This window comes from Streptomyces mirabilis (genome assembly GCF_018310535.1).
In the GTDB taxonomy this organism is placed as follows: Bacteria; Actinomycetota; Actinomycetes; order Streptomycetales; family Streptomycetaceae; genus Streptomyces.
Genome location: NZ_CP074102.1, coordinates 6,561,163 through 6,575,423 on the forward strand (window position 1 = coordinate 6,561,163; position 14,261 = coordinate 6,575,423).

At 72.2% G+C, this 14,261-nt stretch carries 15 protein-coding genes; 8 read left to right on the plus strand and 7 right to left on the minus strand.

Annotated features, from left to right (window positions below):
* The first annotated feature begins 36 nt into the window (after positions 1-36).
* Complete coding sequence (locus SMIR_RS28915; protein ID WP_099923177.1) at positions 37-648, plus strand: TetR/AcrR family transcriptional regulator; 612 nt, start codon at positions 37-39, stop codon at positions 646-648.
* Between the two features lie 39 nt (positions 649-687).
* Positions 688-1,845 (plus strand): acetyl-CoA C-acetyltransferase, encoded by a 1,158-nt coding sequence (locus SMIR_RS28920; protein WP_212727567.1) that lies wholly within the window; start codon positions 688-690, stop codon positions 1,843-1,845.
* On the opposite strand, the gene SMIR_RS28925 is transcribed toward SMIR_RS28920, so the two are convergent.
* From SMIR_RS28925 to SMIR_RS28940, 4 genes are read right to left on the minus strand one after another with little or no spacing between them, the layout of a single operon-like run.
* Positions 1,829-2,884, minus strand: a complete 1,056-nt coding sequence (locus SMIR_RS28925) for an NAD(P)H-dependent flavin oxidoreductase (RefSeq protein WP_168490545.1) — start codon at positions 2,882-2,884, stop codon at positions 1,829-1,831. The two genes, SMIR_RS28920 and SMIR_RS28925, sit on opposite strands and share 17 nt — an antisense overlap.
* Entirely contained in the window at positions 2,884-3,654 is a 771-nt protein-coding gene (locus SMIR_RS28930) for a CoA-transferase subunit beta (protein ID WP_168490544.1), read from the minus strand. Before SMIR_RS28930 ends, SMIR_RS28925 begins: the two co-directional genes overlap by 1 nt.
* Positions 3,651-4,514: a CoA transferase subunit A gene (locus SMIR_RS28935; protein ID WP_168490543.1), complete on the minus strand. Its 864-nt coding sequence runs from the start codon at positions 4,512-4,514 to the stop codon at positions 3,651-3,653. The genes SMIR_RS28930 and SMIR_RS28935 overlap by 4 nt, the downstream gene beginning before the upstream one ends.
* Entirely contained in the window at positions 4,511-5,275 is a 765-nt protein-coding gene (locus tag SMIR_RS28940) for an enoyl-CoA hydratase family protein (protein ID WP_168490542.1), read from the minus strand. The genes SMIR_RS28935 and SMIR_RS28940 overlap by 4 nt, the downstream gene beginning before the upstream one ends.
* 108 nt (positions 5,276-5,383) lie before the next feature.
* Here SMIR_RS28940 and SMIR_RS28945 point away from each other — a divergent pair, with 108 nt between their 5' ends.
* Positions 5,384-6,139, plus strand: coding sequence for an SDR family oxidoreductase (locus SMIR_RS28945; protein ID WP_168500953.1), 756 nt, complete (start codon positions 5,384-5,386; stop codon positions 6,137-6,139).
* Positions 6,140-6,149: 10 nt separating this feature from the next.
* Positions 6,150-7,067, plus strand: a complete 918-nt coding sequence (locus SMIR_RS28950) for an SDR family oxidoreductase (protein ID WP_168490541.1) — start codon at positions 6,150-6,152, stop codon at positions 7,065-7,067.
* A gap of 67 nt (positions 7,068-7,134) precedes the next feature.
* Here SMIR_RS28950 and SMIR_RS28955 read toward each other — a convergent pair whose 3' ends face one another.
* Both SMIR_RS28955 and SMIR_RS28960 read right to left on the minus strand, forming a co-directional pair.
* A complete protein-coding gene (locus SMIR_RS28955; protein WP_168490540.1) occupies positions 7,135-8,169 on the minus strand; it encodes an ankyrin repeat domain-containing protein in 1,035 nt (344 codons plus the stop codon).
* A 62-nt stretch (positions 8,170-8,231) separates the two neighbouring features.
* On the minus strand, positions 8,232-9,128 hold the full coding sequence (locus SMIR_RS28960; RefSeq protein ID WP_212727568.1) for a hypothetical protein: 897 nt from the start codon (positions 9,126-9,128) through the stop codon (positions 8,232-8,234).
* Positions 9,129-9,358: 230 nt separating this feature from the next.
* Here SMIR_RS28960 and SMIR_RS28965 point away from each other — a divergent pair, with 230 nt between their 5' ends.
* Entirely contained in the window at positions 9,359-10,141 is a 783-nt protein-coding gene (locus tag SMIR_RS28965) for a S1 family peptidase (protein WP_212727569.1), read from the plus strand.
* Between the two features lie 142 nt (positions 10,142-10,283).
* Here the strand turns inward: SMIR_RS28965 and SMIR_RS28970 are convergent, their stop codons facing one another.
* Positions 10,284-12,032: a glycoside hydrolase family 35 protein gene (locus tag SMIR_RS28970; RefSeq protein ID WP_168490538.1), complete on the minus strand. Its 1,749-nt coding sequence runs from the start codon at positions 12,030-12,032 to the stop codon at positions 10,284-10,286.
* Between the two features lie 110 nt (positions 12,033-12,142).
* Between SMIR_RS28970 and SMIR_RS28975 the strand changes: the two genes are divergently transcribed.
* From SMIR_RS28975 to SMIR_RS28985, 3 genes are all read left to right on the plus strand, one after another.
* Entirely contained in the window at positions 12,143-13,027 is an 885-nt protein-coding gene (locus tag SMIR_RS28975; RefSeq protein WP_101405715.1) for a helix-turn-helix transcriptional regulator, read from the plus strand.
* A gap of 11 nt (positions 13,028-13,038) precedes the next feature.
* Positions 13,039-13,407 (plus strand): chorismate mutase, encoded by a 369-nt coding sequence (locus tag SMIR_RS28980; protein WP_168490536.1) that lies wholly within the window; start codon positions 13,039-13,041, stop codon positions 13,405-13,407.
* Positions 13,408-13,581: 174 nt separating this feature from the next.
* A complete protein-coding gene (locus SMIR_RS28985; RefSeq protein ID WP_212727570.1) occupies positions 13,582-14,181 on the plus strand; it encodes a response regulator in 600 nt (199 codons plus the stop codon).
* The last annotated feature ends 80 nt before the right edge of the window (positions 14,182-14,261 follow it).

The following is a 14,261-nucleotide window of genomic DNA, read 5'->3' on the forward strand; positions in this document are numbered from 1 at the left end:
GCCGTCGGCCGGCACCCCTGGGACCACAATGGAACCGTGCCTACCAAGAAGAAGCCCCAGGTGACCGCCACCCCCGAGCGGCGCCGCGAACTCCTCGACACCGCCGCGGAGGTCTTCGCCGAGCAGGGCTACAACGCCACCACCGTACGCAAGATCGCGGACGAGGCCGGGATGCTCGCGGGCAGCCTCTACTACCACTTCGACTCCAAGGAATCGATGCTGGAGGAGATCCTGCGGACCTTCCTCGACGAGCTCTGGGAGGGCTACGACGCCGTCCTGGACGCCGAACTCGATCCGCGCCGGACGCTGGAGGCCCTGGTCACCGAGTCCTTCCGGGAGATCGACCGGCACCGTGCCGCCGTCGCCATCTACCAGAAGGAGTCCCGGCACCTCGCCGCCCAGCAGCGCTTCGCCTTCCTCGCCGACTCGCAGCGCAACTTCGAGAAGGCGTGGCTGAGCACGCTGGAGCGCGGCGTGGCCGCCGAGGTCTTCCGGGCCGACCTCGACATCCGGCTCACCTACCGCTTCGTGCGCGACACGGTGTGGGTCGCCGCGTCCTGGTACCGGCCCGGCGGACAGCACAGCCCCGAGGAGATCGCCCGGCAGTACCTGTCGATGGTGCTGGACGGCATCTCCGTACGCGAATAGCCCATGTCTGCGATAGCCCATGTCTGTGAGGGAGTTGTCATGGCCGAGGCCTACATCGTCGAAGCGGTCCGTACGCCCGTCGGGCGGCGCGGGGGAGGTCTGAGCGGCGTCCACCCGGCCGACCTCGGCGCGCATGTCCTCAAGGCGCTGGTCGAGCGCTCCGGAGTGGACCCGGCCGCCGTCGAGGACGTCGTCTTCGGCTGCCTGGACACCGTGGGACCGCAGGCCGGGGACATCGCCCGCACCTGCTGGCTGGCGGCAGGGCTCCCCGAGGAGGTGCCGGGCGTCACCGTCGACCGGCAGTGCGGCTCCTCCCAGCAGGCCGTGCACTTCGCCGCCCAGGGCGTCCTGTCCGGCACCCAGGACCTGGTGGTCGCGGGCGGCGTGCAGAACATGAGCCAGATTCCCATCGCCTTCGCCTCCCGCCAGGCCGCCGAACCCCTCGGCCTCACCGAAGGCCCCTTCGCCGGCAGCGAGGGCTGGCGGGCGCGCTACGGCGACCGGCCCGTCAACCAGTTCGCCGGCGCCGAGATGATCGCCGCCAAGTGGGGCATCAGCCGCCCCGACCAGGAGGAGTTCGCCCTCCGCTCGCACCGGCGGGCGATCCGCGCCATCGACGAGGGCCGCTTCGCCCGCGAGACCGTGGCCTACGGCGAGGTCACCGTCGACGAGGGCCCGCGCCGGGACACCTCACTGGAGAAGATGGCGGGCCTGAAGCCGGTCGTCGAGGGCGGCACCATCACCGCCGCCTGCTCCTCCCAGGTCTCCGACGGCGCCGCCGCGATGCTGCTCGCCTCCGAGCGGGCGGTACGGGAGCACGGGCTGACCCCGCGCGCCCGCGTGCACCACCTCTCCGTACGCGGCGAGGACCCCATCCGCATGCTGTCCGCGCCCATCCCGGCCACCGCGTACGCCCTGAAGAAGACCGGCATGTCCCTCGACGCCATCGACCTCGTCGAGATCAACGAGGCCTTCGCCCCGGTCGTCCTCGCCTGGCTCAAGGAGACCGGCGCCGACCCGGAGAAGGTCAACGTCAACGGCGGCGCCATCGCTCTGGGGCATCCGCTGGGGGCGACGGGCGTGAAACTGATGACGACGCTCCTGCACGAACTGGAGCGCACCGGCGGCCGGTTCGGCCTCCAGACGATGTGCGAGGGCGGCGGCCAGGCGAACGTGACGATCATCGAACGGCTCTGAGACCCAGCGCGCCGAGAGTCTCGTCCGCCTGTGCCATCACCCGCTCCACCAGCTCCTTGCACGACGGCAGATCCTCGATCACCCCCGCGACCTGCCCCGACGCCATCACCCCCAGGTCCGTACGCCCGTCCACCATCGACGCCTTCAGGAGCATCGGAGTGTTCGCGGCGAGCAGCACCTGGCTCCAGGTCAGCTCCTTGCCGTGCCTCATGGCGAGACCGTCGCGGACCATCCGCGGCCAGGAGAGCCCGGACATCCTCCGGAACCGGGCGGCCCGGCGGACGGCCCCTGCGAGGGCCCTCGCACGGCCGGACCTCTCCAAGAAGTCGACGAAGTCCGTGCGCAGCATGCGATGGGGGAGGCCGTCCACGGCCGAGGTGACCGTGACGTCCCTGACCGTGGCCGCCAGGTACTTCGCCTTCACCGCGGACGGGACCGTCGAGTCCGAGGTGAGCAGGAAACGGGTGCCCATGGCGATGCCCGCCGCCCCGTACGCCAGCGCCGCGACCAGCCCCCGCCCGTCGTGGAAACCGCCCGCCGCGACCACCGGGATGTCCACCGCGTCCACCACCTGCGGCAGCAGCACCGTCGTCGCGACCTCGCCGGTGTGGCCGCCGCCCTCTCCGCCCTGCACGATCACCGCGTCCGCGCCCCAGGCGGCCACCTTCTCGGCGTGCCGGCGTGCCCCGACGGAGGGGACGACGACCACGCCCGCCTCCTTCAGCTCGGCGATCAGCTCGCGGGAGGGCGCGAGGGCGAAGGACGCGACCCGCACCCCCTCCTCGACGATGATCCGCACCCGCTCGCCCGCGTCCCCGGCGTCGGCACGCAGATTCACGCCGAACGGCGCGTCCGTACGGGACTTGACCTCGCGTATGGCCTCTCTCAGATGGTCGAGGGTCATCGTCGCGGAGGCCAGGATGCCCAGCGCCCCCGCGTTCGCCGTGGCGGAGACCAGGCGGGGTCCGGCCACCCACCCCATACCGGTCTGCACGATGGGGTGACGGACACCTACGAGGCGGGTGAGCGCGGTCTCCATCAGCTCCTGACCTCTCGGTCCCGGGTGCCGCCCGGATCGATGACTTCGCGGATCAGTCCCAGCTCCTGGGGCGTCGGTTCACGGGTGCGGGGCACCTCGTCGGGGACCGACAGCCGAAAGCCCGTCGCCTCCCGCACCTGCTCCACCGTGACGCCCGGGTGCAGCGAGGCGAGGCGCATCGAGTGGTCGGGGGTGGCGAAGTCGAAGACGCCGAGGTCGCTCACCACGCGCGGCACGCGGTGGAAGCGGGTGGCGCTCGGGCCCGCGGCGGCGGCACGGTCGTACCCCACCCCGCACACCATGTCGACCCGCTCGACGAAGACGCGCGGCGAGTGCCTGGGAACCCAGTAACTGGTCGGGTTGTTCAGGGTGTTGACCGGCGCGCCGCGCACGCCGAGGAGCTGACGCGTGGGCCTGGACCAGTCACCGATGCAGGAGATGTTCTGGTTGCCGAAGCGGTCGAGCTGGCTCGCGCCCATCATCACGTGCCGACGTCCGCCGGTGACCATGGTCAGGTGCTGCCGGTACGGCAGCCAGCCCTCCGGGGTGCCGTCGAGACCGACGAGCATCGCCTCGCCGTCGGTCAGCAGCAGATCGGGGGAGAAGGTGCGCTTGGCGAGACGGGCGCCGATGGAGGGGATGGGGCCCATGGGGCTGGCGAGCACCTCGCCGTTGTCCCGCCAGGCCTCGGCGCAGGCGATCACGCAGTACTCGGCGCGGGTGACCCCGGGCGCGGGGGCGCCGGGGGCGGGTACGGATGCGGGGTTCATCGCTGCTCCTCGTGCCAGGCCCGTACGGCGGACTGGTAGGCCCGCTCGTCGCCGGCGAGGAAGCGCGCGGCGAACTCGGCGTACGGCGTGGTGGCGTACAGCTTCTGGAAGGGCTCGTCGCGTCCGTGGTCGGGGGCGCAGGACGTGAAGTGCGCGCCGTTCGGAGTCTCGACGACGCCCGTCACGCTCGACCGCTTGAGCAGCAGGGTCTGCGGGGCGGCCTCCTTGGTGAGCTCCGCCGTGTCGACCACACGCTCGCACGAGACGTACGCGGCGTCGGCCGCCTCGCAGAACAGGTCGTCGAAGTACGGGTCCGGGCCCAGATACTGGCCGTTGCCCAGGCGGTCGGCGCGGTTCATGTGGACCAGGGCCGCGTCCAGGCGCAGGGCGGGCATGGCGACGAGCTCCTCCCGTACCCCCGAGGAGGCATCGGCGTACGGCGAAGTGACCGTGCGCAGGCCGGGGTTGACCCGCATCACGTCCGAGCCGAGCCCGGCCCGGACAGGGAGGAAGGGCAGGCGGTTCGCGGCGGCGTGCAGCCCCCACATGAACATCGCCTCGTCGACCTCCATCAGCTCGAACGCCCCGCGCTCGCGCGCCGCCCGGTAGTGCGGTTCGAGCGGGATCGAGTCGAGGGTGGTGAAGGCGGTGACGAGCCTTCGGATCCGGCCCGCGGCGGCGAGCAGGCCGACGTCCGGGCCGCCGTACGACACCACGGTGAGATCGGTGATCTTGGTGTGGAGCAGTGCTCTCACCAGGGCCATCGGCTTGCGGCGCGAGCCCCAGCCGCCGATGCCGAGAGTCATCCCGCTGCGGAGCCGGGAGACCACCTCGTCGGTGGTCATCGTCTTGTCGCTCACCTGTCGACCCCCTCCTTCCCGAAGGTGTCGCGGACACGGTCGGCGACCCCGCCGAGGTTCGCCTCGAAGGTGAAGCCCTGCTCGAATCGGTAGCTGCGGCGCACGTCCACGGGGTCGATGCCGTTCAGCGCGGCCTTCGCGAGCCGGATCAGCTCGCCGTCCTTGGCGGCGATCTCACGCGCCAGCTCCAGCGCGGCGCCCAGGAGTTCCCCGCGCGGCACGACCCGCCACACCGAGCCGTGCGCGTGCAGCTCGGCGGCGGTCGCCGTGCGCGAGGTGTAGTACAGCGCGCGCACCAGGTGGCCCGGGACCAGGCGGGCCAGATGCGTGGCCGCGCCGAGGGCGCCGCGGTCCAGCTCGGGCAGGCCGAAGGTGGCGTCCTCGCTCGCCACGATCGCGTCCGCGTTCCCCACCAGCCCGATCCCGCCGCCCAGACAGAAGCCGTGCACCGCCGCGACGACGGGGACCTCGCACTCGTAGACCGCGGCGAAGGCCTCGAAACAGCCGCGGTTCGCCCCTATGAGCGCGCGATGTCCTCCGCTGTCCCTGGTCTCGCGCTGCATCTCCTTGATGTCCACGCCCGCGTTGAAACCGCGCCCCTCGGCCGTCAGCACGACGCACCGGACACCGGGATCGCGGCCCGCCGCGCGCAGGGCGCCGGCCAGGTCGAACCAGCCGCGCACCGGCAGCGCGTTCACCGGCGGGAAGTCGACCGTGACGACGGAAATCCCCTTTTCCGGGGACGAGGTGGAGACACCCATGGACGCATCAGCTACCTTTCCACCTCAGGACCATTCCACCAAACGTTTGTTAGGCGCACTCTCGAAGCTAGCAGTGAATGCATCCGGGCGGGAGGCCCTGTGGACAACCTGGATCTCGGCGGCAGGACCGTCGTCGTCACGGGCGGCACCCGTGGGGTGGGGGCCGGGATAGCGCGGGCGTTCGTCGAGGCGGGCGCGGACGTGGTGGTCTGTGCCCGCAGACCCCCCGACGTGCCGCTGGAGGGAACGGAGTTCGTGTCCGTGGACCTCCGCGACCCGGCCGCCGTGCACGCCTTCTTCGCCGCGCTGCCCCGGCTGGACGTGCTGGTGAACAACGCGGGCGGCGCGCCCTACCGTCCACTGACGGAGGCGGACGCCGAGCGCCACGCGCGCGTGATCGAGCTGAACCTCATCGTGCCGCTGACCGCCTCGCTCGCCGCGTACGAGCACCTCAGACGGGCGCGGGGATCGATCGTGATGATCGGCAGCGTGAGCGGGGCGCGGCCGTCGCCCGGGTCGGCGGCGTACGGGGCGGCCAAGGCGGGCCTTGCGAACCTGGCCCGTTCGATGGCCGTCGAATGGGCTCCCGACGTCCGGGTCAACACCCTCGTCGTCGGCATGGTCCGCACCGAACTCTCCCATCTGCACTACGGCGGCGAGGACGGCATCGCCGCCGTCTCCCGCACCGTCCCGCTGGGCCGCCTCGCCGACCCGTCCGACATCGGCGGGGCCGCGGTCTTCCTCGCCTCGGACGCGGCGAGGTACATCAGCGGGGCCTCGCTGCTCGTCCACGGCGGCGGCGAGCGGCCCGCCTTCCTGGACGCGGCGACCGCCAACAAGGCCGACACGTCGGACAGGCCCTAGGAGGACTGAGATGAGTGGACCGCTGCTGTGCGAGGGGCGGGTCGTGATCGTCACGGGCGCCGGGCGCGGACTCGGCCGCGCGCACGCGCTCGCGTACGCCGCCGAGGGGGCGCGGGTCGTCGTGAACGACCTCGGGGTGGGCCTCGACGGCACGCCCGGCCCGGACAGCCCGGCCGCGCGGGTCGTGGAGGAGATCCGGGCGGCGGGCGGGCAAGCGGTGGCCCACGGTGGCGACATCGCCACCACCGACGGCGCCGCCTCCCTCGTACGTACTGCGCTGGAGACCTACGGGCGCCTGGACACCCTGGTCAACAACGCGGGGTTCCTGCGCGACCGGATGCTCGTCAATCTCGACGAGGACGACTGGGACGCTGTACTGCGCGTCCACCTCAAGGGCCACTTCCTGCCGCTGAAGCACGCCGCGGCGCACTGGCGGTCGCAGGCGAAGGAAGGCCGCACACCCCGGGCCAGGGTCGTCAACACCAGTAGCGGGGCAGGCCTGTTGGGTTCGGTCGGACAGGGCAACTACAGTGCCGCCAAGGCCGGGATCATCGGGCTGACCCTGGTCGCCGCGGCCGAACTGGGCCGCTACGGCGTCCAGGTCAACGCGATCGCCCCCGCGGCCCGCACCCGGATGACCGAACGCACCTTCGCGGACACCATGGCGGCTCCCGGCGCCGACTCCTTCGACGCGATGGCCCCCGAGAACGTCTCCCCCCTCGTCGTCTGGCTCGGCGCGAGCGCGAGCACCGGAGTCACGGGCCGCGTCTTCGAGACCGAGGGGGGCCGCATCACCGTCATGGAGGGCTGGCGCCCGGGCCCCACCGCGGACAAGGGCGCCCGCTGGACCCCGTCCGAGGCCGGCGACACGGCCCTGAAACTGTTGGCGGAGGCGGAGGTTCCGGGGGCGGTGTACGGGGCGGAGTAGGAGGGCGGAGCAGGGGGCGCGTCTCTCCTTGGAGGCGCCTCGGTCAAGGTTTCAAGGGTCGGACGGGCTACGGGCCGGCGGAGTCCAGCCGCGCCAGCGCGCTCGTGGCCCGGTCGCGGATCACGGGGTCGGTCGCGCGGGTGAGGGTGTGCAGGATCGGCAGGCCGTGGGGGTTGCCGAGGCGGCCCAGTACGTCCGCGCCGAAGGCCTGGCGGAGGGGGTCGGGGACGGCGCACCACTGGACCGCCGCCCGGAACGTCTCCTCGTCGCCGCGCAGGCCCAGTGCCGTCGCCGCCTCGGTCCAGTCGTCGTTGTCGGGGTCGGCGGGGCGCAGGGCGCGGGCGGCCAGTTCGGCGGCGGGCGCGGCGATGCCGAGGGCGGATTCGAGGAGGGTCGCTATCGCGGCGTGGCCCGTCTGCTGGTCGTCGCTCGCGACGGGATCCCCGGCCGGGCCGAGGAGTTGGACCTCGACGGTGATGCCGCCGTCCTCCGGGTAGCGGTGGGTGACGGAGGGATGGCCCGGGCCCCAGGTCTCTTCCAGGCCCGCGCGCACTTCGGTCTCCACGTCGACGGTGAGCCGGCGGTGGGCCTCGGCGAGCGCCGCCGACCGCGCCCGCGCTCCGCGCCGCAGGAGGGCGCGTACACAGCCGGGCGAGCCACGGCGGGCGGCCGCGACGAGCGGGGGCTCACCGGTCGGGCCCGGGCGGTCGGGGTCCGCGCCCGCCGCGAGGAGCTCCGTCACCACCGCGACCCGTCCCAGCCGCACCGCCCACGTCAGCGCCGTGAACCCGAACTCCTCCACCGTGTCCGGCGCGGCCCCGGCCGCCAGCAGGGCACGTACGACCTCCGTGTGCCCACCGCACGCCGCCCCGCACAGCGGCGCGTCCGTGCCCTGGCTGAGCCGGTCGGGCGCGGCCCCGGTCGCCAGCAGCAGTCGTACGACGCCGGGGCGGTCGCTCACCGCCGCCAGATACAGCGCCGTCTGGCCGTCCTCGTCCACCGCGTCCGGGCTCACACCGGAGCGCAGCAGCCGTACCACCGCGTCCTCGTCACCCTCGTGCACAGCCGTGAAGAGGTGTGCCGCGGGGTCGTTCGTGCTCATCCTTCGACCCTCGCTCGCCAAGGACACGAGAGGCAAAGTCTTTTGGGGTGTTGTGTCTCACCTCATGTGTCGCACTCCAGCACCGTCCTGCACAGTGTGCAGCGCGCCCGTACCCGGCCCCGGACCGGTACCCGGATCCGCTGGTGGCAGGTCGGGCAGGGGAAGGAGACGCGCAGGGGGCCGCGGCTGTCGGGGCTGAACGCGTAGGGGACGCCGGGGTGCGAGCCCGGGGGGTGCTGGTCCTGGGCGTGCCGTCGGTCCTTCGCGTAGCGGCGGCGGCCCGCCCAGCCGGCCGCGGTCAGCGGGGGCTGCTGCTCGTCACGGCGGGCCTGCGCCATGCCCTGCGTGTACGCCGTGTACGCCTGCGGGCTGGTGAACCAGATCGAGGGGTCCTCGCCGAAGACCAGGGCGCGTTTGGCGAGGACGTAGCCGAACTCCTCCGGGGTGAGGTAGCCGAGCTTCTGCGAGGAGTCCGCGTCCTCCCGGTAGGCGTCGAGAAGCAGCCAGCCCGCGCCGAGGTAGGTCGCCGCGGTGTCCGTGAGGATCTCGTTGTCGCGCGTGCCGGGGAAGTAGAGGTCGAGGCGGTGCAGATAGACGTGCATCACCTCGTGGGCGAGGGCGGCGCCGATGTCCTGGCGGTGGGAGCGGAAGCGGTCGTTCAGTTCGACGAAGTACTCGGGGCCCGCCGTGAGTTCGACGTTGGCCGCCTGGGTCATCTCGCGGAAGCCGATGATCAGCCGGGCGTCCGGGAGGTGGTAGTGGTGCACCATCTCGCGGGCCACGCGCTGCGCGCCCAGATGCAGGTCGTCGATGTCGCCGAAGGCCACGTCGGCGGGGGCCACGCTGGTCGCGAAGGTGTGGATGGTGTCGTACGAGAGCCGCTTGTAGAGCGCGGTGATCGATGCCCGCACCGTGTCCAGATGCGGGAAGCCGTGCTCGACGGGTCCGCCGTTCGCCACGTCCCTACCCCCTGAAGACGCCGGGCCTCCTGCACTCCACTCTAAGCGCGGTTCCCGTGGGCGGCGGGGTGCGGCTGGCCGAAACGGGGTCCTTGTCGGAGCGCTCCCCTGTCTAAATAATTCGCAAAGACTTGGCGGGTGCATGTCACTCGGTATGTGCGACGGCTGTCGTGTCGTGCGGCCTCGGTGTGACCCCGTCGGGCTTTCAACCCCCCACGAGAGGAAGCACGTTGAAGTCTCCGAAGAAGTTCACGGGCATCAAGAGAGTCCTCGCCCTCGGTGCCGTCACCCTCGCCACCGTCTCGCTCCAGCCCGTCTCCGCGCAGGCCGCGCCCACGCCCGTCGTCGGCGGCACCCGCGCGGCGCAGGGAGAGTTCCCGTTCATGGTCCGGCTCTCCATGGGCTGCGGCGGGGCGCTCTACACCCAGCAGATCGTCCTCACCGCCGCCCACTGTGTGAGCGGCTCCGGCAACAACACCTCCATCACCGCCACCGCCGGCGTCGTCGACCTGCAGAGCAGCAGCGCGATCAAGGTCAAGTCGACCAAGGTGCTGCAGGCGCCCGGCTACAACGGCAAGGGCAAGGACTGGGCGCTGATCAAGCTCGCCTCGCCCGTCAACCAGCCCACACTGAAGATCGCCACCACCACCGCGTACAACAACGGCAACTTCACCATCGCCGGGTGGGGCGCCGCGCGCGAAGGCGGCGCCCAGCAGCGCTACCTCCTCAAGGCCACCGTCCCCTTCGTCAGCGACGCCACCTGTCAGCAGGCGTACGGCAGCGATCTCGTGCCCGGTGACGAGATCTGCGCCGGGTTCGTGCAGCAGGGCGGGGTCGACACGTGCCAGGGCGACTCCGGCGGGCCGATGTTCCGCAAGGACGACTCGGGGGCGTTCATCCAGGTCGGGATCGTCAGTTGGGGGCAGGGCTGTGCGGAGCCGGGGTATCCCGGGGTGTACTCCGAGGTCTCGACCTTCGCCGCCGACATAGCCAGGGCGGCGTCCACCCTGTAGGGGCCGCGCCCCGATTCCCCGTCCGGCAGCAGTCGTTCGGGTGCGGGTGGGTGGGGGCTGGTCGCACAGTTCCCCGCGCCCCCAAGAGCCTCGGTCGTCCGGGGTTCGAGGGGCGCGGGTCCTGCCCCACCCACCCGCGTCCTCAGCCCGTCCGGCGTTTGAGGGCCGGCGCCGTCGGCGACGCCTCCTGGAGCTCCAGGACCCACACCTCGTTGGCACCCTCGCGCAGCACCGGCCCGGGAACGTACAACGACCGCTGCGGCCCCACCGACCAGTACCGCCCGAGATCGAACCCGTTGACCCACACGAACCCCCGCGTCCAGCCGGGAAGTTCGAGGAAGGCGTCCCCGGCGCCACGCACCTCCACGGTGCCCCGGTACAGCCCGCGACCACCCTTCGCCGGCAACCCCCCGAACGGCACCCGCCCCACACCCTCACCGTCGAACGCGTCAAGACGCAGCCCCCGCGCCCGCACCCCGTGCAGATACTGCCGCTCGTGCAGAATCCCCCCGGTGATGCCCTTCGGCTCACCCGAACGCGGACCGTAGTTGACCCTCCCCAGGGACTCCACCCACGCCTCCACGCGCGCGTGCCCCGCGACAGGCTCCTTGAGCCCCGGGTCCTCCTCGGTGAGCACCCCGGCCGCCTCGCCGTCGACGTACACCACCGCCAGGTCCCGCAGCCCGCGCAGCAGGAGGGGGTACGGCCCCCGCGGGCCTGGGACGGTCACCTCGTACTTCACCAGGCCCCGGTCGACGTCCAGTTCCTCGAAGGTGGGCGGGACGGGGTACTCGGCGTCCCGGCCGCCCAGTGTCTCCAGCACGGCGTCCAGGGCGGCCCACTCCCGAAGGTCCACGGTCGCGTCCGCACCGAGCGGCGCGGGCGCGGGCGGCAGCTCCGGCAGCGGCCCGTCCGCGTACGCTGCCAGGATCTCCCTGAAGCGCCAGAACTTCTCGGTGGGGCGCCCCAGTTCGTCGATGGGCGCGTCGTAGTCGTAGGAGGTGACGTCCGGCTCCAAGGGGCCCTCGTGCAGCGCGCCCCCGCCGCGGTTCGCCCCCGCCCAGCCCGCGAAGTTGGTACCCCCGTGCGCCATGTACAGGTTGACCGAAGCCCCGCACTCCAGGATCTCGCGCAGCGCCTGTGCCGCGTCCCCCGCATCCCGTACGACATGCTCGCCGCCCCAGTGGTCGAACCAGCCGCACCAGAACTCCATGCACATCAGCGGCCCTTCGGACCGGTGCCGGCGCAGCACCTCGAAGGCCGCGCGTGCGCGGGAGCCGAAGTTGACGGTCGCGAGGACACCGGGGATCGAACCGCCGCCCAGCATGTGGTCCTCGGGACCGTCCGAGGTGACCAGCGGAACGCTCACGCCCTTGGCCCGCAGCACGTCCGCCAGGCGCTGCAGATACACCTGGTCGGAGCCGTAACTGCCGTACTCGTTCTCCACCTGCACCATCAGCACCGGCCCGCCGCGGTCGATCTGCCGCGGCACGATCTCGTGCAGCACCTGGTGGAACCAGTGCTCCACGTGCCCCATGTACTCCTCGTCCCTGGTGCGGAGCCTCCCCGTCAGCCAGTGCGGCAGCCCCCCGTTCTCCCACTCCGCGCAGATGTACGGGCCGGGGCGCACGATCGCCCACAGGCCCGCCTCCCGTACGGTGTCCAGGAACCGGCCCAGCGCCTGGACGTCCCGGTACTCGCCCGGGCGCGGCTCGTGCAGATTCCACGGGACGTACGTCTCCACACAGTTGAGCCCCATCGCCCGCAGCATCCCCAGCCGATGCCCCCACTGCTCCTCGTGCACCCGGAAGTAGTGCAACGCGCCGGACAGCAGCCGCACCGGGCGCCCGTCCAGCAGAAAATCCGTGTCCCCCACCGTGAACTCGCTCATGCGCTCACCCTCACCCCTGGCGGCGGGCCGCGTCCATGGACAAAGATCAGCTCTGGTTGGACCAAAGAGTGACGCCGGTGGCAAAGACGCGGAGGAGGGGAGGAGCGCGGATGTACCACACCTGGATGCGCTATTTCTCCCCCGCTCCCGTCCACCACCGGCTCGGCCTCGCCTGCCTCGGCGTGGGCCTCCAGCACGGCGAACTGCCCACCGTCGGGCCCCGCACCCTCGACCACCACGTGGCCGTCGTCGTCAGCGCGGGCGGCGGCTGGTTCCGGGGCCCCGACGGACACCACCACACCGTCACCGCGCCCGCCCTGCTCTGGCTCACCCCCGGCGTACCCCACCACTACGGGCCCGACCCCAGCTGGGACGAGTGCTTCGTCGACTTCACCGGGCCCGCCACCGCCACGTACACCGAACTCGGCTACATCGAACCCGACCGCCCCGTCGTGCCGCTCTCCGACGCCACCGGCGCCCGCGCCACCGTCGGCCGCATCGCCCGCGCCGCCCGCCGCGGCAACCCCCTCCTCGAAGTCGAGACCGGCGCCGCCGTCCACGAACTCCTCGTCGCACTGCGCCGTGCCCGCGCCGACCTCGCCCCCGACGGCGACCCCGTCCTGCACGCCCTCGCCCGTGACGCGTTCCAGCCACTGTCCGTCGCCGAGCACGCGGCCCGCCACGGCATGACCCCCGCCGAACTGCGCGCCGCCGTCCGCCGCGGCGCCGGCCGCAGCCCCAAGGACTACCTCCTCGGTATCCGCCTGGGCCGCGCCAAGGAACTCCTCGCCGCCACCGAACTCCCCGTCGCCGCGGTCGCCCGACGCGTCGGCTACGACGACCCCGCCTACTTCTCCCGCCTGTTCACCCGCCGCGTCGGCATGGCCCCCGTCCGCTTCCGCGAACAGCAGGGCCGCACCCTCCCCGGCGGCTGGAGCGATCACATACCCGACCCCGACGATCCGCCCATGATCGAGCCCCGGCACGCCACGTAGGGTTGGTCCCCATGACCACCAGCAACACCGGCAACACGAACGACGGGGCGGGCGACGAGGTCGACCCCGCCGTGCGCGCGGAACTCGCCCGGCTGCGCGACAGCATCGACAACATCGACGCCGCCGTCGTCCACATGCTCGCCGAACGCTTCAAATGCACCCAACAGGTCGGCCATCTCAAGGCCGCCCACCAACTGCCGCCCGCCGACCCGTCCCGCGAGGCCCACCAGATCGCCCGGCTGCGCCGCCTCGCCGAGAGCGCCAAGCTGGATCCGGCCTTCGCGGAAAAGTTGCTGAATTTCATCATCGCCGAGGTCATCCGCCACCACGAGAGCATCGCGGACGGTGCCGGGCGCGGCGCGTCGGCCACGGGGGAGTGACACCGGGCGCCCCCGGCGTGCATCCTGCGTGAGCACTCCCTGTCAGGTGTCAGGCCAATGGCACATGCCGGCCGACCGTCCGTACGGGCCCCAGGGCACCCGCCACCCGTGGCACCCGCCACCCGCCCGTACCGGGCCGGGCCGGCATGTGGCCGATCGAGGGGACGTCGGGCCATGCAGTCGGATGCCAAGATCCTCATTGTCGACGACCACGAGGACACGCTGTACGCGCTCGAAAGCGCCCTCGCCCCGCTGGGCCACCTCGTGGCCCGCGCGACCAGCGGCGACGACGCCCTCAAGGAAGTGCTGCGCGGCCAGGTCGGACTGCTCCTCCTCGACGTGCGCATGCCCGGCGTCGGCGGCCTCGACGTCGTGCGGTACATGCGCCGCGTGGAACAGACCCAGCACATCCCGGTCATCCTGCTCACCGGCTTCGGACCGGACACCGAACTGTCCGCCACCGCGTTCGCCCTCGGCGTCGCCGACCTCGTCATGAAACCCGTCGACCCCTGGACCCTGCGCACCAAGGTCCGCTACCTGTACGACACGCACCAGCGCCACCGCGCCCTGCAGGCGGAGGTGCGCGAGTTACGCGCCCGGACCAGGAAACGCGCCTCACCGCCCACTCCGGGCCGCCCCCACTCCGACACCCGCGTCCCCCCGCAACGCGACGGCCACACCGACGCACGGGAGGCACGGGAAGCACGGGGAGCACGGGAGGCACGGGGCACGCGGGACGCACGGGACGCACGGGAGCAGGACCGCACCGCCTGATTACGCCGATCCCGCCGTGCCCATGCTGGACAAAAGCCATATATCGGGCCACCCCTGTGTCCTGTCCGAGGCATCAGGCA